This window comes from Lysinibacillus sp. FSL M8-0337 (assembly GCF_038593855.1).
In the GTDB taxonomy this organism is placed as follows: domain Bacteria; phylum Bacillota; class Bacilli; order Bacillales_A; family Planococcaceae; genus Lysinibacillus; species Lysinibacillus sphaericus_D.
Genome location: NZ_CP151996.1, coordinates 311050 through 335426 on the forward strand (window position 1 = coordinate 311050; position 24377 = coordinate 335426).

Here is a 24377-nt window from a genome sequence, read left to right on the forward strand (position 1 = left end):
GGAAAGAGTAATTGGTATATACTGATTGGGAAAATAATCTTATATTATTACTCTCGAAAGAAAGTTTATCGTATGTAGAGGTTGATACATTAAAACAATTACTTAAAATGCCTTTAGATTGGGTACGAGTAATAGGGCTATTAAAGATGCATCATATTTTCCCAAATGTATCTGTAATTATAAGAAAGTACATAGTGGATGAAACTAACTTTGAATATGGGTATGTAAAATTAAAAACAATGGCTAATTTAGAATATAAATTGCAAAAAGAGATCGCCAACGAACAGTTACAACATCAGTTACAGTTGATAGAAATATTAAATACAGCAGAAATTCCGTATGCTTTATTAGACGGGCTGCCAAATTGCCAAACGATCTATAAGGACTGTCTTCACAGTCCGTACTACGATAGTAAGGTGTTAGTGAATTATAAAGATAAAGGTAAGGTCATAACATGTCTACAGTCTATTGGTTACATGCCAAATAACGCTGATGTGAATTTGGACACTGGGGATATGATACTTGAAAACCTAAAACTGCTTGATTTAGTTAAATCAACCGATAAGAAATTTTTGAGTGTATTTAAAATCAGATTGCAATTTTCGCCGCACCCATTAATTGAGCGTAATATTCAAGAAGAGGTAACCGAAGAATTGCTAAATAATGTGCAAATGTTAACAAGTGATAGAGTACAATTTAAAGTTTTGTTATGGGAAGATATGTTACTTTCTTTATGTGTAGATGTTTATAAGGATAAAAAATATAACAAGGATGTATCCCTTTGTAAATATACGGATATCTATCGGTTAATTAAGGCACAGAATATAAATTGGGACGTTTTTATTAAAAAAGGTAAGGCTCAAAATGTGGAGTATTTAGCATGTGAGGTCCTTTACGAAGTTGAGGAATTATATTATCCACTAATCCCTCTGTTAGCACTAAAAGAGTTGTCTACGGATAAATTTTTTGAAGAAGATGTAGTTGTCAATCAGGATCATAATGACTGGCATGCGGATTTGTTAAGTAAGTTATTGAAATGAGTAGGATTGAAGGACTGAGTGAAGTTCTTCGCATTTTTCGATGCATTCTTTTTGCTGTCTTTTAGGTTCGATATATTTCACTTGTTTTCTGTCTTTAAACCCACTTTAAAAAAATGACAAAAACCTCGCAATAGAAAATCCAAATAATAGAAAATAATTGATTTCTATTTTAAGGAATGTTAGTATAATAATTACTATATTACATTTTTTTGCTATATTAATTTAAATCTATTATTTACATAAAGAAGGGTGAAAAACATGAAAAAATTCTCGAAAATAATTCTAGCTTTTACTTTTGCTCTATCTTCTTTGATGTTCGTTTCATTATCGGACACTCAGAAGGCTTACGCAGTTAGTATTGAAGATTGTAAGAATGACTCTAATTGTTTCAATTTTGTTAAACAAGATTTAGTGGTGAATCGTTATATAGATTTATGGGGAATGAGCAAAGTGGAGGTAAAATCAGGTTCAAGCTATGTTAAAATAGAAGATGGAGTTAGAATAAAAGGAATTAAGCCTGGTGGAGAAGTTGTAATTTACGCTTACGATAAAAGCGGTAATTATACTATGTATAGTATTACTGTTTTAAAATCCATTTTTGGTTAGATTATTATGAAATTAGTAACAAGTGAACTAGAGCAAATAGCTCTAGTTTTTTCTTGCCTAGAAACAGTATGTTAGTTCTATAAGAAATTACATTCCTATGTACTCAATTAATTTTGAGCCTGGGCTTTTTTTTATTTATAGATATTCGATTTGTATTATAGCTTTGTATAGATTCTTTTTAGAGTTAGCAAATTTATTTGAAGTGATTTCAGATTAAAAATATTGCAACTATACACCTTAGGTTTTTACTAGTGATTTTAGTAACAACGAATATCAATGTATCTTAATTAAAATTAAAGCTCTTTGAACTTATATAGTCGATAAAAGGATGTCACTGTATTCGTGTATTGGAATAATGAAGAAATTAATTTTGCGTATGGTTTAGGAAAAAAGGAAACATACACTAAAAAAATGCTATTAAGTAAATAATAAATTTGATCTGAAATATAAGTAGTGAACAATTAACTTTATTTTAATAGGGAATAGAATATGACTCATTTCGAATACATGGAACAACAAGGACAATTAACGATATTTGATTTAATGGACCAATATGAAGAAATGCAATTTAAAAAGCTTTCCACAAATGTTAATAAGCCTGTTGATAAAAAGAGGGAATTAAAAGGACCGCACAAGGTTGGATATATTGTGTGGAGATAAATAGTCTATTATGTTTATTTGTTATTAATTACAAAGAAGTTTAACCCCAATTTAACCCCATCGGTTATTTGGGTATAAAAAACTCACCCTCCAATAAAGAAGGGTGAGTCGCTTTGAAGCCTTGAGGCTCTAATGGTAAAGTTAAAAGCCGCGTATGCCGTAGTTATTATAGAAAGTTTTAAACCACCACTCCTCAAAGTGGGTGTTCGCAGAAGTTTTCCTGCTTATCCTCATGCACCTTGGTGTGAGGCCCGTCATTCCAACTCCAATAATAAAACTCCCTTTTACAGCTTAAAGGTTAAAACTTAATATTATACGAACAATGCAGCCTTTAAGGATATAATAAGGCATGCTAAACAAAGTTGCAAGTAAGATGGTTTATGAAAAAAAGTCAATGGGCACATATTGTAAATCCAAAAGTAATGTTGGAAAAACAGCTGGATAATAAGGCATTGTTTCATATATTTTTCACAAATGCGAACAAAAAATACGAACAACCTTTGCGAAATCAGACTAAGTGTGTAAAGATAGGAGCGTAATCATTTATCTAACGAAAAATAAAGGGAGGAAACAGAGATGGCAGCATATCCAAATTGTCCGAAATGTAATTCTGAATACACATATGAGGATGGCACAAATTTTGTTTGTCCAGAATGTGCACATGAATGGAGTACTGATGCAACAGAGCAGGAGTCAGATACACTCATTGTAAAAGACGCAAATGGCAAGTTGTTAGCAGATGGTGATGCGGTAACAATTATTAAAGATTTAAAAGTAAAAGGAAGTTCTTCAACATTAAAAATTGGAACAAAGGTGAAAAGTATCCGTCTTGTTGAAGGCGATCACAATATTGATTGTAAAATTGACGGCTTCGGTGCAATGAAACTAAAATCAGAGTTCGTCAAAAAAGCTTAAAAATGAGAATGATAAATGAGCATCTTTCGTATGGAGAGATGCTTTTATCATTTCAAAGCCTACGTAAAACAATGGCAAAAGCGGCACCGAGTAGGGCAAATATGGTATGTAAAAGAGCTATATAGCTTGCACCCACTATAAGTGAACCAATATCGATAAAAGAGAAGTCCTTCATATAGAGTGGATTGCTAAAATTATTAATAATGGCCCAGACGAACACAGGTATAGAGCTTATGGCAAAGACAATCCAAATGTTTTTATAAAATAAATAAGTTAGGCAACCGAATAGACCGTATAGTATGACGAAGCTTTTATGATTGCCAAGTAAAGATGAATTAAGGGCAAACATAAAAGACAGCACGATAAAAACAAGATGAAAAAAGGTTAATGTGCTTTTCATTGATAAGTTTTGATTAGTGGATAGTTGTGTAGCGGCTAACTGCTGACATGATTTACATGTAGCTAAATGCTGTTCAATAAATTCGGTCGTATCGGCTTGGAGGCCATGTGCTTTATATAAAGGTAGTAAATCTTCTACAATTGAACATTCATGTGACAATATTTTCCCTCCTATCACTCCTATTATACGACTTTTTTTAGGAAATAAAAAAAGCCTTCCGTCGATCAATTCATCGGAAAACTTGTACATGCACGTTATTTGTTTGTGTCTAATACTTCATTTGTGAGCGCTTGTATATCAATATGTGTTTTTTCTTTTACAGCATCTTTTAATATTTCAGTTCTGAAATAACGAACTGTTGCTGGAAGAGGAATCAATAAAAGCTTCGATAGTGCCGTTTGATACATGTGGACAAATTCCATGTCGGTATTGCCGCGCTTTAATTCTGCAAAGGCTTCGTAAAATTGATCTAATTTGTCTGCGAATTCAAGTAAACGACCTTCTAGTGTTTCGTCTTTTCCTTCTTTCATGCGTTCGAAAAAGATGTCTTGAAACTCTTTAGGGATTTCGTTCATAATGAATTTTTCCATCATTTTTTCTTCCACATGTGCAAGCATTTGCTTTAGCTCTGGGCTAGCATGCTTTACGGGGGTTTTAATATCTCCGATAAATACTTCAGCGAAATCATGATTGATGGTTTTTTCATATAACGATTTCCAATTCACTGTAGCGCCATTCATTTCTTCCAGTGTTGCAAAGAACATGGCATACTGTGAGACTTTCCAAGAGTGTGCAGCTACATTATGTTCTTCAAATTTGAAGCGGCCCGGGCAACGAATAATACGTTCTAAATCATTAAGACTTGTAAAAAATTGATGAATTCCTATAAGAATCACTCCTTTTTGTTTCTATAAGTGCATGTTACTATAATCCATACCCTCTTTGTTCAGATTTCAAACAATTTAACAATGATTCACGTTGCATTTACAAAGGATTCACAATTATTATGAGAGAACGCAAAGGGGAATGCTATAATGAGTAAGACTTGTTAAAGGGAGAGTATGCAATATGCTATCGATTTATACACTTCTTCTATATATACATATTTTAAGTGCAGTCCTTTCGATTGGGCCATTATTTGTTGTTTTAGTAATTGTTAAGAAAATGCGTACAGCTGCGCATGTTGAAATGCCACCATATATCCAAGTATTTCAAGGTGCAATTACGATCGTTAAACACGCGGGGCATGTGCTAGTTGCCTCGGGTATTTTATTAATGTGGCGTGGAGGATATCCATGGACAACCTCGTGGGTAATCCTAACATTTCTTGTGATGGGTGGTTCGATTGTCTTTTTAGCTAGAGCCTTTAAGCCAACTATTCGCACGTTTGATACGCCCGCCTATCATCAGCAAAAATTTGCTTCATTGTTACAGCGTAAAGCATGGATGTATATTGTATTATTGCTGATTATGCTATGGCTGATGGTAGCAAAACCTGTGCTTTGGTAATAAATTGTGTGAGTGACTGGCACTGCCGCGACCCTCGCTGATGCGAGGGTTTTTGCGTCTTGTGCTAGAGCGGTTGCCAAAATTGTGTGAGTGACTGGCACTATTATTATTTGGGGATGTGGAAGGTGATGATTGTGCCTTCATTTGGTGTGCTTTTGATTTGTAACCTTTGACCATAAATTCTATTGAGGCGGAGGTCCGTATTGCGTAGTCCAATACCTCTACTTGTTGTATTCGTATCGGATAGCAATTGTGCTAATGTCGTGGCATCGATACCAATACCGTTGTCAATTACACTGACGGTCACATAATCAGCAAGCTCTTTAATTCGAATACAGACAGTGCCGCCACCTTTTTGTTTTAATACACCATGTCGTAATGCATTTTCTACAAGCGTTTGCAATGAAATTGGAGGAATCTCTACATCAATCTGTTCATCAATATCCCAATCAATTTGTAATAGTTCGCCAAAACGTTGCTGTTCGATATAAAGGTATGAACGGACGAGTTCAAGTTCATGACGCAGAGGTACAACTCGTTGCAGGTTCTTTACATCGAAGCTTGCGTGGAGATATTTCCCGAATTGATGCATTAAGTCAATCATTCGATCTGGATCAATTGTGCTCAGTGAGGCAATTGTATTAAGCGTATTATATAAAAAATGAGGCTGTATTTGTGCCTGAAGCCAAGCGGTTTCCAAATGTAGCTGCTGATTGATACTATATTTTAAATCAATTAAAGCTCGACAACGTACTTTTAGTTCCAAAGAATTAATGGGTTTCGTTACATAATCATTGGCCCCATGCGCAAACCCAGTATACACATCTTCAGGATTATTTCGAGCAGTTAACAATAAAATTGGTAGCTCTAGTAAGGTATAATGCTGTCGAATGTTTTCAATTAGAGCATATCCAGAAATATATGGGAGCATGGCATCAATAATGACTAAATCCCATCTTTGCAAACGCAATAAATCCAGTGCCTTTTCGCTACTTGTAATGGTTGTAATGTTATATTCTGTAGCAGAAAATAAACTTCGCATCATTGTTAAATTTACAGGGTCATCATCGACCATTAAAATTTTAAACTGCTTTTCAGTAGGAGAAGCTTTTAACTGCGTGTTGTTCTCCTGTAAATGAATATCCTCTGGTCGTTCATCATTTACTTGTCCCATCTCTACCATGTCATCCGCAATGGGGATAGTGAAAAGAAAATCAGCTCCTTTATTTAGTAATGATCCTCCATGTAAATCAATTAGTTGCTTAGAAACCAATAAACTAAGATGAATTTCTTCATTATCTGCAAGCCCTTTGTCAGAAGAAAAAAGATGTTCGTGAAGACTAATATCAGAATGGTTCGTTCCAGACTCTGTCAGTTTGATATGAATTACGGCCATATTTCTTTCTATTGTTGCGCTAATTTCGATTGAACTAGTGTTGGTATTTTTAATAGAACTGTGTAGCAGATTGAAAAGAATTTGAATAAGCCGTTTTTCATCGGCTAGCACAAGAGGGAAGTCTCTTGCAATAGAAGATGTCATTTGAATTTGTTTTCCTACAGCAATAAAACGTAGCATATCAAATACACCCGAAACCACGCCTTGAATACGGACATTCTTTTTATGAAGATGTAAATTTTCATCTTTTAATCGCGTATAATCCACGATGTCATTGAGCGTAAAGGACATGCTGCGTCCTATATCAATTAAATATTTTAAATTCTGCTTGTCTTCCGTCACAAAGCAATTGTTTGGATTATCATAAATTGTTTGTCCTAAAGTAATCATTTTATTCATAGGGTCCCAAAGCTTTTGTGCATTGCTTAATAAAAACTCATCCTTCATTTCCCCATCTTTTTGTAATTTGGCAACTAGCAGATTAATCTGTTGTTGGTTTTCGTAAAAGCGTTTAAACCAATAACCTGCAAAGCCCAGTGCAATCATTAAATAGTCTAATGGGTAAAACGGGATATCTAAAACAAAATACGTTTTAATAAGGCCCCAAATAATACCGTTTGTTGTGCCAATAGCTGTAAAAGCAATAAAAGCCGAACTTTCTTGAATTCCTATGTACTCTTTTAATGCTAGTACAATGACATATAAAAATGACACGACATAAAGCATAAAGAAGACCAAGTTAGCTGTGTGTAGCAATTGAATAGGCAATAGGATAATAAGCAGGGCGCCTATAGCATACAATGTTGTAAACCATCGGAAATATTTTGCTTGTTGATATTGCACTAACAAGACGCGAATAAACTGCACAAAGAAAAAAGAAGCGCCAAGATAAATAAGATTGGACAGCTTTAATGACCATACATAATCCAAGTGTAACCAATCAAGTATGGAACGATCATAAGTAATGAGTTCGTCAGCTAAAGGTAAAAGAAAACCGACGGTGAACAACAATACGATTTTTTTACGATAAATAAAGAGGAAGACAAGAATGCTAAATAACGCAAATAAAATAAGCAACATAGCGATAGCTACAAGGGATAATTGTGTAATGAATTGATGGTGCATCATGGCTGAAGCAGAGCTAAAAGAAAGACGTTTATCTATAACCAAATTTGAGGGCGTATCAAAATTGGAAACATGTAAAATGACATCAATTTCAGACTGCTCTTCAGTGAAATATACAGTGTAAGGAGCTGCCTGTCCTTTATGAGTGCTGGGATTTGTAGACACCATTCCAGACTGTCCTGCAAGTTTCCCGTTTATATATAGCGCTGATGCAGTAGAGATTGCAGGAACTCGTATTGCATAACGGTGATTTGAATGGGTATTAGCACTTAATAAGATTTTTACACGATATGTACCAAAATGTTGTTTTGTTGCTGAACCCTTTTGCATAGGAATTTTACGGACAGTTTGTTCGATAGAACTGATTGTCTGATTACTGTTCGTTGTTTTTAACAATACTTCGGGATAATAAATCCATTCACCATTGATTTGATAGATCTCATCTTCCGATAAAGTTTGATGGCGCATATCTAAAATACCTGCTTGTGCAATGGGCTGATTATTAGAAGGTGTAAAATATGCAAGCCAGAGAAGACGGAAGATCGTTAGGACGATAAAAATTATAAAAATAACTAGCAAATGTCTGACGATAGGTTTTCTCAACGCCAATATAAAGCCTCCTGTAAGTAAAATATTAGATTGTATAGTTTTACCATGCCATGAAATGAAGAAAAAGAAAATATGCATTTCGCTATAAAGAAAACTTTATGTATATAAATTGAAGATTTTCACACATTATTAGTGCTTTTTGAGTAATTATGTTTTAGGTTACAGAGGTTAAAATGATTAGTTGTTAAGTATTTTTTAAGAGGTATGACGTATGATGATGAAATAAAAACTTTTAATATGAGAATTGAACTTATTATATATAGCTTTAGCAAAATATCATCTCAATGGGAGAAATGATCTATTGTGGAGAAATTTAAGTTAAATTTATCGTTTGTCATTGTTAGTATGATAATAATTGTTGTACTTGTTACATCAAGTATGAGTATTTGGATTAGTTATAAAAGTTATAGCGAAATGTTAACACAGCCTCAACATGCTTTGCAGGAAGAGTTTATAGAGGAAATTTACGATATAGCTGAAATTAATACACAAGAGTCATTACAAAACTCACCAACTGAAGTATTAGTAAAGGATAGGCTTGAACAGGCAGTAAATCAGTTACAAAAAGAGCGTGTTGTCTCTGTTAGTGTGTTCTTAAAGAAAATAATTCTGCCTTTATCGTTAATGGTAGCAGCCGTTTTCATGTTGGTACTGTGGTTTGTGTTAAAGATTATTCGACCTCTACAAGATATTGTTAAAATTGGACAAGATGGCTGTGGAATTAACGATTTACAATTAGTGAATGACTGGTATGCAGAGGCGTGCGACTTGAAAGGTGTCATGTTAAAGGTAAGAGCTGATTCACAAAATAAAATTAAGGAATTAACTAACCAGTTAAAATTAGATTCCTTAACAGGTATTCCGAATCGCCGAAGCATGGATCAAGTATTAAATAATTTAATTACAGAAAAAGTGCCACATGCCATTATTTTAATAGATTTAGATGAATTTAAAAGTGTCAATGATACATATGGGCATACAGTGGGGGATGAGGTTTTAAAAGCTTTTGCAAACAAAATGAAAGAAAGTGTACAGGGCAGTTGTTTTAGATATGGTGGAGAGGAGTTTTTAATTATTTTACCTTATACGGCAATTGAAGATGCCGTTAAATTAGCGGAGGAATTGCGAGTTAAACAAGCGCAAGCGGATAATCCAAGTGGTCGTCCAGTTACCTTGTCGGCAGGCGTTACCGTTTATTCTTCCTCTATTTGTGACCCGAATCAGTTGATAGCTATTGCGGATCAGGCATTGTATGAGGCGAAACAATCAGGTAGAAACTGTATACGCGTGGTGGAGGATTTCTCCCGAATCGGTAAATAATTCCCTAAATCAACCAAAAAATGTAGCTGTCTCTTAAGAGGCAGCTACATTTTTACTCTTGTGCTATTGTTGCGTATAATTCTATAGTTTCTTGATTAGGTAAAATATCTAAGTCAGTAAATAAGACATTCTTAAAGTCTTTGTAAACTTTTACTGCATTAGCCCGATTATCCTCTTCAATATAGAGTTGAAGAAGCTCTTGGATGATTTTATCTGAATATGGGTTGTACTCGAGCATCACTAGTAAAGTACGCTCTCTTTTTTCTACATTGTTGGTTGTCTTATAATGCTCTACTAAGTAATTTAGTAAAAGCGTAATTTGGTTATGAATGAAATTCGATTTACTATGAATCCACGAGTAATCTAATGTAGCCATGTATTCTCCATGAGAATTTTGAATAAATGCTTCGGCTCTTTCTACATCTAGCTCTCCGACTTCCTCTTTGTGCTTTAACAGGTGCTCTAATTCCAAGACATCAGATTGAAAATTGTCTAGCTGTAAAATATAACAGCCGTTTACATACTGTAAAACGTTAAAGTACCCTAACGCTGAGAGAGTTGTACGTAGATAAGAAACAGTTGTATGGAGTTGCACTCTTGCCTTTTTGTATTCAGTTTCAGCCCATAATGCATCGATGATTGTATCTCTTGGTACATGGCTGTTGAGATTAGATAAAAGAAAGGCAAATAATTCTTTTGTTTTAACAGTTCGCCAATGCACGATGTTCTTATTATGTAAGACAGTGAATCCGCCTAAGCACTGTATACTAAGGGAGGGCTCATTGTGTTGAACTTGAGTAGGGAGGGCTATCTCTAATTGGAATAGTTCATGTATCCTATTTATAGTCATCTCTAGTCGAGATTTAGAAATAGGCTTTAGTAAATAGTCTAAGGAATTAATTTCAAATGCCTGCACAGCATAATCTCGATACGCTGTCACAAAAACAATACAGACATTCTTCTTCCATTCCTTTAATATTTGAGCAACTTGCAAACCGTCCATACCTGGCATTTCAACATCTAAAAAAGCGACCTGATAATCCAATGTCGGTGCCTCATCAAGCAAATCTTTAATTGTTGAAAAAGCTTTAACAACCTCTACTGAATCAAATTCTTCCAACTTTTTTTCCATGTTTAAAAGAGCTAACGGTTCATCATCTGCAATTATTACTCGAATCACAGTAGGACACCAACTTTCAAATTAGTATATGACCTAACTATTTGTATTTTAAGTATTACATATAGTATATAAATTGTAATTATTAGGTTAATAAAGATTTATTTTACATTAACAGAGTGAACGTAATTAGTATATATAGTGATATATTTGCTAAACCCTTTTTTCTACAGCAACTAGAGTAGTGTGAATCGCCAACCGGTTACCGTTAGGTTTAACTCATTAACCAAAATTCACTTTATAAAATCGAGTTCAAGGCATCTCCTTTTCTACTTTATCGGCTATAAAAACTGTATTTCCATTATATAAAATATGCAAATAGATTGTAGAGATTTGATCTTAATTTTCCATATAATTGTTTAATTGGAGAAAAAATTGATTGAAATTGTATATTTTACTGATTAAATAGTAATAATTTGTAATATCAGGTCCAAGTCCTGTGATATTTAGATGCATTCTACAATAATGTTTGCATACTTAAGAGCCTAATTCTCTAGTGTGCTAGCAACAGATTGCAGAAAATACAAAACAACTGGAGGTATTACTTATTATGAAGAAAAAGGCAATAGCATTAGCTGTAGCAATGACTCTTGGCATGGGGATGTTCGGGAGTACTACTTCTGCTAAGGGAGTATATACTGGTCAAACGAGCAACATACTTTGGGGAATCTCACCTATTTATAATTTGAGTTTAGCCGAGTTGCAACAGTTAGACGAATTTGATTCGATATGGATTAATCCTGATCAAACCTTGAGTATGGAAAAAATACTGGAGGAAGAAAAGACAGATGACAACCATCTTATTGAGGCCGGTGATACATTATTCAGTCTTGCTAAATCTTATAATGTTAAGGTGGGAGATTTAAAAGAATGGAATAACCTCACTTCTGATTTAATTTTAGTTGGTGAAACGTTAGCTGTTAAAGCTTCAGCAGCAAAGCCAAAATCAGCAAAAAGTATTGCACAAAAACCTGCAAGCAAACAAGCTTCAACAAAAGCGGCCACAACAAAACAAGCTACAACAGCTGTAAGTGCTCCAGCAAGTCAGAATGGTCAGACATATACAATGCGCGCAACAGCTTATACAGCATATTGTAAAGGTTGTTCAGGTATTACAGCAAATGGGACAGATATACGTTCAAATCCAAATTTAAAAGTGATTGCTGTTGATCCCCGCGTTATTCCACTTGGAACGAAGGTGTGGGTAGAAGGTTATGGTGAAGCGATAGCTGCTGATACTGGTGGTGCGATAAAAGGGAATAAAATTGATGTATTTATCCCTTCCGATGGACAAGCTCGTAATTGGGGTGTTCGAACAGTTACGGTAAAAATTTTAAATTAATGGAACATAGGGATTTCTCAGTGTTTTTATGAGAAATCCCTTTATTTGTAATGAGAATAAATACCTAGTTATGAGTTGCGAGAGTATTCTGATAAATGATAAACTTATAAAAAGGGGGATGATACAGTTTAAATGAATCTATACAAATATAAGTTAATTTTATAGTTGTTGCAGTGTGATTCTCATTGTTGCAAATAAGATAGGCAAAACAGTTTAAAAGAGAGTTGCTAGAGAATGATACTGGCAAAGAAAAGTTAGATTGTACCCAAGTGAATTACAAGAACAAAAGTTGTGGCCTTCAGTAGGAACAGCAAGATTTATTTATAATTGGACACTTGCAAAAAAAAGAAGATAATTTCAAAAATGGATGTTTTAAGGAAAAAATGCCCCGATTAAAGAAAAAGGAATTGTCTTGGTTAAATGAAGTATCTAACAATGTTGCAAAACAGGCGGTTAAAGATGCTTGTGATGCGTACAAAAAATATTTCAAAGGTTAGCAAATAAACCAACATATAAAAGCATGAAAAAGGGCAAGAAGTCTTTCTACAATGATAATTGTATGTTAAAAGTAAAAGATAGAAAGATGGTACTTATTGAAAAAGCGGGGTGGGTTAGAACGAACGAGCAATTACCGCTCCATGTTAAATACAATAACCCTAGTAGGAATAGATGTTGGAACTAAAAATTAGCCGTTTGTTCAGACGGCAACGTGTATAAAAATATAAATAAATCTTCTGTAGTTAAAAAAATTGAAAAGAGATTAAAAAGACCACAAAGTCAAGTAACTAGAAAATAAAAACAAAATAACAAAGGAAAGGAGTATGTCAAAACTAAGAATATCGTAAAACTTAAAAAACGGATACGACAAGTCCACAGAAGATTGACTAATATACGGAATAATTATCTTCACCAAACGACAACATGTATAGTGAAAACCAAGCCATACAGAGTTGTATTAGAAGATTTAAACGTTAAAGGCATGATGAAAAATAAGCATCTATCTAAAGCTATCTCAAAACAAAGTTACTATGAATTTAGACGACAATAGCAGATAGATTTTATCCATCATCCAAAACTTGTAGTGACTGTGGGGAGATTAAGAAAGACTTAAAACTCAAAGATCAAGTTTATAGTTGTGGCTTAGCTATTAATAGGAATTTAAATGCAAGTATTAATCTTGCTAGATATAAATTAGCATAATATCACCAACAAGATAACGTTAATATGTAGGATGCGTTGTATCCGAATTTACGCCCTCGGAGAGTTATATCGAACGAAAGTAGATGGGTTACTTGTAGCGTTTGAAATCGGACTCGTTGAACAGGGAATTAAACAAGATTTATAGATATTTATAGATTTTTGGCAACGGTAATTTAATGAAATTGACAACTTTATTGATTATTTCTTTAGGTGTTTTTTTGGTGGGTTGCGGTGAACAGGATGAGAAAGTGGAACAACAATCGGTATCAGATGATAGCTCGGTTGCTTTAACAGCGACTGCGAAAGTTATGAGTTCGAATAATGAAAGTTTAGGAGAAGCCATATTTGAAGAACATGCTGATGGTGTTAAAGTAACGGTTACAGTAAGTGGTTTACCTGCTGGAAAACATGGTATGCATATACATGAAGTGGGGAAATGCGAAGGGCCGGATTTCGGTACTGCAGGAGGGCATTTCAATCCAACGCAGAAAGAGCATGGCAAGGATAATCCGCATGGTCATCATCTTGGGGATTTACCGAATTTAGAGGTAGCGGAGGACGGTACTGCAACTATGAGTGTCTTGGCAGAAGGTGTAACGTTACAAAAAGATGCTGAACACTCTTTGATGGATGGGGAAGGTACTGCGCTTGTCATTCATGAAAATGAGGACGACCATATGACAGACCCTACTGGTGAATCGGGCGGAAGAATTGCATGTGGTGTTATTCAATCATAGTAGAGAAGAAGGCTGGGACAAAACTAAAATAATTTAAGGTACAGAGGAAAGGTGTTCATAAATTTTTACTATATGGAGACTTAGCACACTTAGCGATTCTTGCTTTTGCAATAAAAAATTAGAAGTGTTCACTTGTTGTTGGTAGCGGAGGCGGTGACTCCTGCGGGACAGCACAGAACGTAAGACGCGGGCATTCCGCGCGGTAGCGAGGGCTGCGGCTTACGTGTGTGCCCGTGGAAAGCACCGCCGAAACGGACAACAACGGCGCTGTAAAAAGTGTTAGATTGACTGCCATCAATCTAACACTTTTTCTCTTTTGTCCCAGCCTCTTTGTTGTTGTAGTTTGCACCGATAACAAGGTTTAACTACTAATTGATGGAAACGCAAGTGTTGCCCCTTGCTTAAATAGTACAAAATGTAAGCAAAGGGTTACGGCTTACTATGATTGGCCATCGACGGCATAGTAAGTATTGGATTGATTGGGGTCAATCTAATACGCTCAATATAAAGACTTCAGCCATTAATTACTGTTACAAGCAGTTTTCATGATATTACCTTTTGATGGCGTGATGAGAAAACACCAGTATGTATTGCATAACTATTGGTAGAGATGGGTACCATCAGAAATAGAGGAGGTAATAACATGAAAAAAATATCTATCTTAATTATTTCTTTGACTGTCTTTGTCGGAGGATGCAACCTTTTTGATAAGAAAGATGAAAAAGTAGCCGTTAACTCTAATGCCAATTCGTCTTTAACGGCAACTGCAAAAGTAATTGGTTCGAATAATGAGAGCTATGGGAATGCTTTTTTTGAGGAAGAAGACAATGGTGTTAAAGTAACTTTAGCATTAAGTGGTTTACCAGCAGGCACACATGGTATTCATATTCATTCAGTAGCAAAGTGTGAAGCACCCAAGTTTGAATCGGCAGGTTCGCATTTTAATCCAACAAATAAGGAGCATGGAAAATTAAATCCAAATGGCTATCATTTAGGCGATTTACCAAATTTAGAAGTTGGTGAGGATGGGACGGTAGATTTAAATTTCTTAGCTGAAGGTGTAACATTACAAAAGAATGCTGAAAATTCCTTAATGGATGGAGAAGGTACTTCATTAGTTATTCATGAAGCAGCAGACGATTATAAAACAGACCCTGCTGGTAATTCAGGTGCAAGAATTGCATGTGGAGCAATCCAGTCAGGAAGTTAGTTGGCTAATTTTAACATAAAGTTGAAACACCCTACCACTACGTATATTGTGGGGGTGTTTTTTGCGTTACAGGCTGCTCACATAGACGGGCGGGGCTTATGCATCCTCCACCACTACGTTGCATATTAGGTTGTGAGTTTCATCCTATTTTCCATGTAATAAAAATGAATAGCAAGCAAGGAATATAATTTTATACAATATGTATACATTTCTACACTAGTGTTTTTATAGTAATAGAGTATTTATTAGTTTATTAGAGAAAAAAAGAAGGGTAAAGAACGATGTATTTTAAATGTGCATTGTTCGCATTTATGACATTTTGTATAATTATAATTATCTGAATTTACTATAAATAGGTTGACATAATTATACTAAATTTGATAATTTTAAATTGATTCTTAATTATAACCAAAGGGGGAAGGTTAATATGAAGAAAAAGCAATTTAGAATATTGATGCTATTAAGTGCCATTGCGCTACTGATTTTAGCGGCATGTGGATCTGATAGTAGTACAGGTTCGGATAAGGAAAATGGGAATGGTGATACAGCTAGTTCTGAAAAGCCAAAATTTTTAAGTTTATTAACAGGTGGAACGCAAGGTACTTACTATGCATTAGGTGGTACATTTGCTGATTTAATTACAACGGAAACAGGTATTAAAACGACAGCAGAAGTTTCTCAAGCCTCTGCAGCAAATATGACTGCCTTGCAAGAAGGTAAAGGTGAAATTGCGTTTGTGCAAACAGATATCGCTTATTACGCAACTGAAGGTAAATTTATGTTTGAAGGCAAAAAAATTGATACAATTGCGGCATTAGGTGCACTTTACCCAGAGACTGTTCAATTAGTGACAACTGAAGCTTCTGGTATTAAAACATATGCAGATTTAAAAGGGAAAAAAGTTTCTGTAGGGGCTCCGGGTTCTGGGACTTATGCCAATGCGGAACAATTACTTGAAATTCATGGATTAACAATGGATGACATTAAAGCGCAAAATCTTGATTTTGGTGAGTCTACAGATGGTCTTCAATCAGGCCAAATCGATGCGGCATTCATTACTGCTGGTACACCAACAGGAGCTGTAGAGGCATTAAATGCAACGACAAAGGTTAATATTATCGGTGTAGATGCTGGTAAAGCAGATGAGCTTATTGCCAAATATCCTTACTATGCAAAAGATACAGTAAAAGCTGGTACTTACGGTATTGCGAATGATACAGAGACTGTTTCTGTTCTTGCGATGTTAGCAGTGAATAAGGATTTACCAGAAGATGTTGTATATGCTATGACAAAAGCGATTTATAGTAATACAGGGAAAATTTCACATGCTAAAGGTGCATTTATTAAAGCTGAAACAGCTTTAGATGGTATCAGTATTGATATTCATCCAGGTGCTCAAAAATACTTTGATGAAAATAAATAGGACAACATCGCTTTACATGTTGCAAGCTATCGAAAAACTTATTATTTGCTCGTAGTTTAACAAGGTGATTTTTGGACATTGATAATGGTGTTTATATTTTCTTAAACATTAAAGGGGCTCGGATTGCGTAAAGCTTCGGGTCCCTTTTTGTTACATAAAGGTGCTAGCAACATAGCGAATAGTTTTTAAAGTGGGGGAACAGATGTGATGCGAAAGAGGAGAATAGGTGTGGTCATAGCCGTATGTTGTATATGCTTTGGCATATTTATTTTTCTTCCTCTTCAAAAGGTATTCGCATTTACAGAAACACGGATAGACGATCCAATCGTACATTATATTCCACTAACATCTGATGAGGATTTTCGTATAAGGTACACACACTCTATCCATAAATCTGACGTACTGGAATATTATCGCTGCGTAGAAGAACAGCGTATTCAAATGATTGGAATGGAGTATGAGGACTTAGCAATTGGGATGCCAGGCTACGCTGAGGAAGACCAAACGTTAACACAACGCGATGGTAAATATTTTTTGCAATTTGACAAGGAAGTCATTGATAATTTCACAATTTATATTGGGGATTTAGACTTAGACCTTGTGTTTGTTTACTTGGAGCATGAATATGATTTAAAAAAAGATTTACAAAGGGGTAAATCCTATTTATTTGAGGTGAAGCGATTATCGCTTTATGAACGATGGAAAGGAGTTAGGATGAAATGACAAAACAGCATGAACGTAACACCGAAGTAAAAGAAGAATTTGAACAAATATCGGCAGAAGCGCAACAAGCGATACTTGAAAAATACGATATCGAATCCAATGTGCGAACGATATCAGGCATTATGAAACATATAATCTTCTTTGGATTATTGGCATTTTCATTGTTTCAATTGTATACAGCAATTTTTGGACAATTTACAGCACCGATTCAACGGACGATACACTTAGGGTTTGGTTTAGCCCTGATTTTCTTATTATTTCCTGCTCGTAGAAAGGCGCCGAAGCATAAAATTGCATGGTTTGATTATATTTTATCGTTATTGTCGGTAGTAGTTGGTTCATATTGGGCATTGAATTATACAGAACTTGTTAATCGCAATGGGACAATTACACAGTTGGATTTTATAGTAGGATTAATAGCTGTCTTTCTTGTGCTTGAGGCTGCACGTCGGGCGGTAGGTTTACCGATAACGATTATCGCAGTATGTTTTTTAATTTATGCTTATTTCGGTCCTTATTTCCCAGCCTTTATGGCGCATAGAGGTCAGGATTTTGAAAGTATCGTGAATCTTATGTTTTATACGACAGATGGTATTTTAGGAACACCGATTAGTGTATCGGCTACATTTATCTTTGTGTTCTTATTGTTTGGGGCATTCCTCGTGAAAACGGGAGTTGGGCAATATTTTAATGATCTAGCTGTAGCATTCGCTGGAAAATTAATTGGTGGCCCAGCAAAAGTAGCTGTCTTTTCAAGTGCTCTACAAGGTATGATTTCAGGAAGCTCTGTTGCCAATGTAGTTACATCCGGTTCATACACGATTCCAATGATGAAAAAGTTAGGATACCGTAAAGAATTTGCTGGTGCAGTAGAAGCGGCAGCTTCTACTGGTGGGCAGTTAATGCCTCCGATTATGGGTGCTGCGGCATTTCTAATGGTGGAGTTCATTGGACGTGGAATTACATATTGGGATATTGCAAAAGCAGCTGCTATTCCTGCGTTGCTGTATTTTACAGGTATTTGGATTATGACGCATTTTGAAGCAAAGCGTGTCGGCTTAAAAGGGTTACGTGATGATCAAATGCCAAATCGCAAAGAGGTATTTAAGAAGATTTACCTGTTACTACCAATCATTTCTATTATTATACTGATGCTAACAGGTACACCTGTTATGCATGCTGCACTATATGGGATTTTAATATCCATTGCTGTCGCGATGTTTAACAAAGATACGCGCTTAAAGCCGAAAGATATTATCGATGCGCTAGTTGAAGGAGCTCGTACAGCACTTGGTGTAGTTGCGGCAACAGCTTGCGCTGGTATTATTGTAGGGGTCGTGGTTAAAACAGGTTTAGGCTTAAGTTTAGCTAATAGCTTAGTAGCTTTAGCTGGAGGAAGTATTATTTTAACACTTGTCTTCGTTATGATTGCTTCACTAATTTTAGGGATGGGTGCTCCAACAACGGCAAACTATGTTATTACATCAACCATTGCAGCACCAGCGATTGTGGCGTTATTATCTCCGAATACACCACAAGAATTAGTGCCAGTTGTTGTCTTATTATCGGCGCACTTCTTTGTGTTCTATTTTGGTATTATTGCCGATATTACACCGCCGGTAGCACTCGCTGCATTTGCGGCTTCTGGCATATCGGGTGGCGATCCAATTAAGACTGGTGTAAACTCTGCAAAACTTGCCATTGCAGCATTTATTATTCCGTATATGATTGTTTTCTCACCAGCATTATTAATGATTGATACAACGATACCGCAAATATTATGGGTAGTCTTTACGGCTGTTACGGGAATGGTTGCCATTGGTGCTGGCGTAATTGGCTATTGGTATCGTAAAGTGTTGTGGTTTGAACGTCTGATTGCCATCGTAGCTGGACTGTTGCTCATCTATCCAGAAAAATTCTCTGATTGGGTAGGTCTCGCAATCTTTATTGTGCTTGTAGTGATTCAAATTTTAACGCAACATAAGTATGGCGGTAACGGTATGGACAATAATAATAAAAGCGTTACAGCTTAATAAAATCGAAAAAAGCATCCAAGTAAATTATTCAATTGGATGCTTTTTTGATATGGAAAATTGATAAGGATGAATATTATTGTGTATTCGAAATTATTTTAAGTTTATCTTATCTAGAAAAGAGATGAAATATATACATATTATGCATAATGAGTATTATTTATTGATTTTTAATAAAAAGTTAGTATATAATAAAATTATCAGAAAATTCAATTAAAGAAGGGGTGACGTTGAATGGAACAATTGTTAAACTCGAAATTTGAAACGTATTTGATGGATCAAGAGGTGGAATTGCTGACATCAAACCAAAATATGGAGGAGCAAACAAATCAAATCCAATATGAAGAATATCCAGAAGGTTTTTTTTCAAGTTTATAACGTATTTTCAAAAAGGCTGTGCTAAAAGTGGAACGATACTTTTAACACAGCCTTTTACTATTGCATAAAAGTATAGTACTGTCACCTTTTTATGAAGTTTACATAAAATAATATGAAGTGTTGAAGCGTTTTATTATGAAGTTATATGATTTTAAAATGGATATAGTACTAATTTCATATATACTTTTCTAAAAAGCTTTCATGTATAATGGGGGAGAAAAAAAGGTATATCGAGGTGTGGTTATGACAAGTGCAGCAATGTTAGAAGAATCAATGTATCAATGGTTTGAACATTTTCATAATTATCCAGAAGTAAGTTGGAAGGAGTATGAAACGACTAAGAAAATTGCATCTATTTTAGATGACTTAAACGTATCTTACCGTTTATTAGGTGATGTACCAGGGTTAATTGCTGAAATTGGTACAGGCGATGAGATTGTAGCAGTTCGTGCAGATATTGATGCGTTATGGCAAGAAGTGGATGGGAAATGGCAGGCGAATCACTCCTGTGGTCATGATGCCAATATTACAATGGTACTAGGAGCGCTATTATTGCTTAAAGATCGACCGCTGCAACATCGTGTCAGATTTATTTTCCAACCTGCTGAAGAAGTAGGAAATGGTGCTTGTGCAGCATTTGAGCGTGGAGCAGTTGACGATGTTTCGCATTTATTTGGTGTTCACTTGAGACCGATTGAAGAGTTGCCTTTAGGAAAGGTTTCACCTGCTATCCATCATGGTGCAGCTTATTTTCTAGATGGAACAATTCATGGCATTGATGCTCATGGTGCAAGACCGCATCAAGGTAAAAATGCGATTGATGTCATTATGGCAATACAATTAATGTTAAATAGCATTCATTTGTCTCCATTTGAGCCACACTCTGCCAAACTAACTAAGATTATCGCAGATGGTGGCAGTACGAATATTATTCCAGGTAGTGCTAGCTTTTCAATGGATATTCGGGCGCAACATAACCATCAGTTAGAATTACTTCGAAGCCGCATTGAATCGGGACTAAAATCAATCCAACAGCAGTTTGAAATTGAAATGAATTGGAAATGGGTCGATTTCACACCTGGTGCAGAGGTTTCACCAATTGCTGCTGATATGGCTAAAAATGCTATTTTAGAAACACTCGGAGAGCAATTTTTGGCTGATGAAATTACAACACCAGGTAGCGATGATTTTCATTTTTATACAGTCAAAAAACCCGAACTAAAAGCGACAATGATTGGCATTGGTGCTAATTTAGTTCCTGGGTTACATCATCCAAAAATGACTTTTGAACGAAGTGCATTAATAGACGCATCGAAAGTACTTGCGTGTGTATTAGAAAAAAAGCCTATCCATAAATAGGTAATTTGAAGAGGTTCTATCCAAGCTCTACACGTTGGATAGAGCCTCTTTTTCCTTGCTTTTTGGGAAGAAATGCATAAAAATACGCGTTTTTGAATGGTTTGTAATTGCTATTTGGAAGCGTTTTTTTGCCCTTTAATATTCAGAATTGCTATAGAAGCATAAAATTTTTGCGTTGACTTTATATTTTTTGAATATTAAGCTAAAAATCGTAAAAATATATTTGCACTGATGAAATGCAAATTTATAATTGGGTGCAAAAAAAGGGGATGGGACAATGAAAAAGGATATTAGTGCAAGTTGGGCGCTCCTGACTTTTGCAATAATGATAACGACAATGCTAGTGACAGTAGTTATATTAGAGCAAAGTCCACACGTGCCACTTATTGTAGGAACAATTGTGGCAGCAATTGTTGCCAAAAAACATGGCTTTAAGTGGATGGAAATAGAGGAAATGATGTATAAAGGTATTCGCCTAGCACTTCCAGCCATTGTCATTATCATTTTAGTAGGTTTGACAATTGGAGCATGGATCGGTGGTGGAGTCGTTGCTACCATGATTTTTTACGGCTTAAAGTTAATTTCGCCAGCTTGGTTTTTAGTAACGATTTTGCTATTATGTTCAATCGTTTCGCTAGCAATCGGTAGCTCATGGTCAACAATGGCAACAATCGGTGTTGCTGGTATGGGTATCGGTTTAAGTATGGGGATTCCTGCACCGATGATTGCAGGAGCAGTTATTTCAGGTTCATATTTTGGTGATAAAATGTCACCTTTATCGGATACAACAAATCTAGCTGCAGGCTTAACAAATACAGATTTGTTTGACCATATAAAACATATGCTATATACGACAATACCTGCATTAATTATTACACTTGTCGCATTTGGGCTTATGGGAAGAAGTTTTGCTGACGTAGCCATGAATTCTGAAAAAATACTGACTACGCTAGACGTGATGGAAAAAAGCTTTGTGATTTCTCCATGGTTATTACTTGTCCCAGTTGGCGTTATTGTCATGGTGGCAAAAAAGGTTCCTGCAATACCAGCATTAATTATTGGGATTATTTCAGGTTTCTTATTACAAATTTTTGTGCAAGGTGGGTCGCCAACGATGGCTGTCCAAGCATTACAAGAAGGATTCGCTATTTCGACAGGAAATGAAATGGTGGACGAGCTCTTTAATCGTGGTGGCTTAGATTCAATGATGTATACGGTTTCAATGACGATTGTAGCCATGACATTCGGTGGGGTGTTAGAATATTCAGGCATGTTAAAAGCACTGATGGATGTCGTTGTTAAATTTGCTAAATCTACAGGCAGCCTTATTGCTTCAACAATTGCGGCATGTATTACAACAAATGCAACATGTTCAGAGCAGTATATTTCGATTGTTGTACCTTCTCGTATGTTTGCAGGCGTTTATCAAAACCGTGGCTTGCATTCGAAAAATTTATCGCGTGCGCTTGAAGATGGGGGAACGTTAACATCCGTATTCTTCCCTTGGAATACTTGTGGTGTATTTATATTAGCAACGTTAGGTGTTAGTGCAATGGAATATGCACCTTATGCAATACTAAACTTTGTCGTACCAATTATTTCAATTATTTATGGTTATGTCGGATTTGCCATTGTTAAGATGACACCAGAAGAAATTGAAGAGGCAAATCAACGTAAAAAAGAAGCGCAAGAAAATGATATGAATAATATGGTCGTAGCAGACTAAATTAGAACGGGTTTTGCTCAAATAGAGGGAATACTCTGAAGAATAGTGCTTAATAAAGCCAAAGAGGGCAAGCCCCATCACGTAGCTAACTGTTGGCAAGACGAGACTTTGTAATCATGATGTATACCATGAGATAAGGTGCTTGTTCGCCAAGGAACGTGTTGTGATGGGGTTTGTCAGTTTTATGAATAGGTAGCAAAATTTAATTCGTAAATTGTACGTGGTCGCCCCTGTTGATGAGTCATTTCTTCGCCAACAATGTTAGCATAGCCGTGGTCAACTAATTTTTTGATAATACGTTCAGTAGTCCGACGAGTAACTTGTAAGTATTCTGAAAGATTTTGCGCTGTAAATTGTGAAGATTGTCGTTCTCTACTAAATTGAATAATTTTCGATATGTTTAACGGGCTTAAGCTTGTCTGTTTAGCCATTTGTAAAATATACGGATCTTTTGTTTTTAAAGAGAGTTTACCTGCTGATTTTGGGAATGGACCTAAAAGATTTTTATGTTCATCTAAAATATAAATTTCATATGGTTTGGAAAATTTTAATGCATATGTAGCATTTTCAGCAGCTTCATAAATTGAGTGCCCATAGCCAAAGGCGAGCCTAAATGGCGTGCCTATTTGTTGCATAAGGTGCGATAAATTTTCCATGTCGAGAGCATTTTGTAAATGTCCAGCTGTTGTATAAAGCTCATAATAATTAGGGGTAATTTCTTTATATGTTGCCCGTATAGCTGCTGTAATTTGCTGTACAATGTCTGCGCATTGGTTGTTATTTTCAGGAACAGCTAAAAATCCTACGACTGCTTTTGCCGATTCGGATTTAGTAAGCAGTGATCTTGATTTCGTTTCTTCAAGACATTGGATAATGGAACTTTTTGCATCTAACATGCGCATTGCAGGAATGTTTTGTAGCTGTAATTCATCAAATACACTATGAATGCTTGTAATAACATAATCAATTTGTTTGGCTTCCCAAAGAGCGACATGTTTTTTCAAAATATGTTTTGATGATTCAGTAATGCAAATGGGGTGAACATATGGTTTTGTTCCGGTATATTCTATCTCTGATAGAACCTTATCGACAAAGATAGGGTGCATGACATCAATAGATACCCTTTGTAAAGAAATTGCTTTATTTGCAATAAGTGATAATAAAGTCGTTGCAATGGTTACCTCATCTTGCTTTAAATAATTCCAAGGAATCGGCAATGATTCCAGGGATGATTGGGCATGTAAATAGGGTAATGTTCCTCCGAGTAAAAGAGCATCACATGGTTTAATTTGTTTTAATAATGACGGTGCTTCGGAAGGCTGATTGTAAAGGTAAAATTCTAATTGAATATTCTCTATGTTTTGTGCGATACTAAGTATACGTTTCATAAAAGCTTTAGAACATATAATTGCTATTTTTGTAGGCATCGGCATCGTTCCTTTTCTATATTTTTTAAGCAATTAACGACGTATTAACGACAACTATAAAA

20 protein-coding genes, 1 other RNA gene and 1 pseudogene are annotated in these 24377 nt (G+C 35.5%); 16 read left to right on the plus strand and 6 right to left on the minus strand.

The genetic code is table 11. The annotated features are described in order from the left end of the window. The first annotated feature begins 11 nt into the window (after positions 1–11). The 3 genes from MKY08_RS01495 to MKY08_RS01505 all read left to right on the plus strand — a co-directional run bounded on the left by MKY08_RS01495 (position 12) and on the right by MKY08_RS01505 (position 2306). The gene (locus tag MKY08_RS01495) at positions 12–1040 is read left to right on the plus strand and encodes a nucleotidyltransferase family protein (RefSeq protein ID WP_069512973.1); all 1029 of its coding nucleotides are present in this window, start codon (positions 12–14) and stop codon (positions 1038–1040) included. 258 nt (positions 1041–1298) lie between these two features. Further along, complete coding sequence (locus tag MKY08_RS01500) at positions 1299–1646, plus strand: hypothetical protein (RefSeq protein ID WP_069512972.1); 348 nt, start codon at positions 1299–1301, stop codon at positions 1644–1646. Positions 1647–2135: 489 nt separating this feature from the next. Continuing rightward, a complete protein-coding gene (locus MKY08_RS01505) occupies positions 2136–2306 on the plus strand; it encodes a hypothetical protein (protein ID WP_176723222.1) in 171 nt (56 codons plus the stop codon). Positions 2307–2447: 141 nt separating this feature from the next. On the opposite strand, the gene ssrS is transcribed toward MKY08_RS01505, so the two are convergent. Next, a non-coding RNA gene (gene ssrS / locus MKY08_RS01510) (6S RNA) lies at positions 2448–2640 on the minus strand. A 242-nt stretch (positions 2641–2882) separates the two neighbouring features. Here ssrS and MKY08_RS01515 point away from each other — a divergent pair. After that, complete coding sequence (locus MKY08_RS01515) at positions 2883–3221, plus strand: zinc ribbon domain-containing protein YjdM (RefSeq protein WP_069512971.1); 339 nt, start codon at positions 2883–2885, stop codon at positions 3219–3221. 52 nt (positions 3222–3273) lie between these two features. Here the strand turns inward: MKY08_RS01515 and MKY08_RS01520 are convergent, their stop codons facing one another. Together MKY08_RS01520 and MKY08_RS01525 are read right to left on the minus strand one after the other, a co-directional pair. Beyond that, entirely contained in the window at positions 3274–3780 is a 507-nt protein-coding gene (locus tag MKY08_RS01520) for a zf-HC2 domain-containing protein (RefSeq protein WP_069512970.1), read from the minus strand. Positions 3781–3875: 95 nt separating this feature from the next. Continuing rightward, positions 3876–4517, minus strand: coding sequence for a YfbR-like 5'-deoxynucleotidase (locus tag MKY08_RS01525; RefSeq protein ID WP_029747446.1), 642 nt, complete (start codon positions 4515–4517; stop codon positions 3876–3878). Positions 4518–4689: 172 nt separating this feature from the next. Between MKY08_RS01525 and MKY08_RS01530 the strand changes: the two genes are divergently transcribed. Beyond that, on the plus strand, positions 4690–5130 hold the full coding sequence (locus MKY08_RS01530; RefSeq protein ID WP_024364661.1) for a DUF2269 family protein: 441 nt from the start codon (positions 4690–4692) through the stop codon (positions 5128–5130). Positions 5131–5236: 106 nt separating this feature from the next. Here the strand turns inward: MKY08_RS01530 and MKY08_RS01535 are convergent, their stop codons facing one another. Next, the gene (locus MKY08_RS01535) at positions 5237–8260 is read right to left on the minus strand and encodes an ATP-binding protein (protein WP_176723221.1); all 3024 of its coding nucleotides are present in this window, start codon (positions 8258–8260) and stop codon (positions 5237–5239) included. 303 nt (positions 8261–8563) lie between these two features. Between MKY08_RS01535 and MKY08_RS01540 the strand changes: the two genes are divergently transcribed. Continuing rightward, a complete protein-coding gene (locus MKY08_RS01540) occupies positions 8564–9580 on the plus strand; it encodes a GGDEF domain-containing protein (RefSeq protein ID WP_069512969.1) in 1017 nt (338 codons plus the stop codon). A 52-nt stretch (positions 9581–9632) separates the two neighbouring features. On the opposite strand, the gene MKY08_RS01545 is transcribed toward MKY08_RS01540, so the two are convergent. Then, entirely contained in the window at positions 9633–10760 is a 1128-nt protein-coding gene (locus MKY08_RS01545) for a response regulator (protein WP_069512968.1), read from the minus strand. A gap of 547 nt (positions 10761–11307) precedes the next feature. Here MKY08_RS01545 and MKY08_RS01550 point away from each other — a divergent pair. The 10 genes and pseudogenes from MKY08_RS01550 to nhaC all read left to right on the plus strand — a co-directional run bounded on the left by MKY08_RS01550 (position 11308) and on the right by nhaC (position 22888). Further along, positions 11308–12099, plus strand: coding sequence for a 3D domain-containing protein (locus tag MKY08_RS01550; protein WP_069512967.1), 792 nt, complete (start codon positions 11308–11310; stop codon positions 12097–12099). Between the two features lie 259 nt (positions 12100–12358). Continuing rightward, positions 12359–13299, plus strand: a pseudogene (locus MKY08_RS01555) (transposase). Positions 13300–13520: 221 nt separating this feature from the next. Continuing rightward, the gene (locus MKY08_RS01560; RefSeq protein WP_256093218.1) at positions 13521–14036 is read left to right on the plus strand and encodes a superoxide dismutase family protein; all 516 of its coding nucleotides are present in this window, start codon (positions 13521–13523) and stop codon (positions 14034–14036) included. Positions 14037–14679: 643 nt separating this feature from the next. After that, the gene (locus MKY08_RS01565; protein WP_024362721.1) at positions 14680–15246 is read left to right on the plus strand and encodes a superoxide dismutase family protein; all 567 of its coding nucleotides are present in this window, start codon (positions 14680–14682) and stop codon (positions 15244–15246) included. Positions 15247–15673: 427 nt separating this feature from the next. Then, positions 15674–16669: a TAXI family TRAP transporter solute-binding subunit gene (locus MKY08_RS01570; RefSeq protein WP_069512965.1), complete on the plus strand. Its 996-nt coding sequence runs from the start codon at positions 15674–15676 to the stop codon at positions 16667–16669. 228 nt (positions 16670–16897) lie between these two features. Continuing rightward, positions 16898–17392, plus strand: coding sequence for a DUF1850 domain-containing protein (locus MKY08_RS01575; protein ID WP_342534504.1), 495 nt, complete (start codon positions 16898–16900; stop codon positions 17390–17392). Further along, positions 17389–19425, plus strand: a complete 2037-nt coding sequence (locus MKY08_RS01580) for a TRAP transporter permease (RefSeq protein WP_069512963.1) — start codon at positions 17389–17391, stop codon at positions 19423–19425. The genes MKY08_RS01575 and MKY08_RS01580 overlap by 4 nt, the downstream gene beginning before the upstream one ends. Before the next feature lie 234 nt (positions 19426–19659). Continuing rightward, on the plus strand, positions 19660–19803 hold the full coding sequence (locus MKY08_RS01585) for a hypothetical protein (protein WP_176723220.1): 144 nt from the start codon (positions 19660–19662) through the stop codon (positions 19801–19803). A 243-nt stretch (positions 19804–20046) separates the two neighbouring features. Beyond that, on the plus strand, positions 20047–21162 hold the full coding sequence (locus MKY08_RS01590) for an amidohydrolase (protein ID WP_069512962.1): 1116 nt from the start codon (positions 20047–20049) through the stop codon (positions 21160–21162). 277 nt (positions 21163–21439) lie between these two features. Then, a complete protein-coding gene (gene nhaC, locus MKY08_RS01595; RefSeq protein ID WP_069512961.1) occupies positions 21440–22888 on the plus strand; it encodes a Na+/H+ antiporter NhaC in 1449 nt (482 codons plus the stop codon). Positions 22889–23070: 182 nt separating this feature from the next. Here nhaC and MKY08_RS01600 read toward each other — a convergent pair whose 3' ends face one another. Further along, the gene (locus tag MKY08_RS01600; RefSeq protein WP_069512960.1) at positions 23071–24315 is read right to left on the minus strand and encodes a hypothetical protein; all 1245 of its coding nucleotides are present in this window, start codon (positions 24313–24315) and stop codon (positions 23071–23073) included. Positions 24316–24377 lie beyond the last annotated feature (62 nt).

Excerpts from the sequence above, each read along its gene's own strand:
- MKY08_RS01500 (WP_069512972.1), top strand. The coding sequence starts at position 1,299 with ATGAAAAAATTCTCGAAAATAATTCTAGCTTTTACTTTTGCTCTATCT.
- MKY08_RS01505 (WP_176723222.1), top strand. The coding sequence starts at position 2,136 with ATGACTCATTTCGAATACATGGAACAACAAGGACAATTAACGATATTT.
- MKY08_RS01515 (WP_069512971.1), top strand. The coding sequence starts at position 2,883 with ATGGCAGCATATCCAAATTGTCCGAAATGTAATTCTGAATACACATAT.
- MKY08_RS01530 (WP_024364661.1), top strand. The coding sequence starts at position 4,690 with ATGCTATCGATTTATACACTTCTTCTATATATACATATTTTAAGTGCA.
- MKY08_RS01550 (WP_069512967.1), top strand. The coding sequence starts at position 11,308 with ATGAAGAAAAAGGCAATAGCATTAGCTGTAGCAATGACTCTTGGCATG.
- MKY08_RS01565 (WP_024362721.1), top strand. The coding sequence starts at position 14,680 with ATGAAAAAAATATCTATCTTAATTATTTCTTTGACTGTCTTTGTCGGA.
- MKY08_RS01570 (WP_069512965.1), top strand. The coding sequence starts at position 15,674 with ATGAAGAAAAAGCAATTTAGAATATTGATGCTATTAAGTGCCATTGCG.
- MKY08_RS01580 (WP_069512963.1), top strand. The coding sequence starts at position 17,389 with ATGACAAAACAGCATGAACGTAACACCGAAGTAAAAGAAGAATTTGAA.
- MKY08_RS01585 (WP_176723220.1), top strand. The coding sequence starts at position 19,660 with ATGGAACAATTGTTAAACTCGAAATTTGAAACGTATTTGATGGATCAA.
- MKY08_RS01590 (WP_069512962.1), top strand. The coding sequence starts at position 20,047 with ATGACAAGTGCAGCAATGTTAGAAGAATCAATGTATCAATGGTTTGAA.
- nhaC (WP_069512961.1), top strand. The coding sequence starts at position 21,440 with ATGAAAAAGGATATTAGTGCAAGTTGGGCGCTCCTGACTTTTGCAATA.
- MKY08_RS01600 (WP_069512960.1), bottom strand. The coding sequence starts at position 24,315 with ATGCCTACAAAAATAGCAATTATATGTTCTAAAGCTTTTATGAAACGT.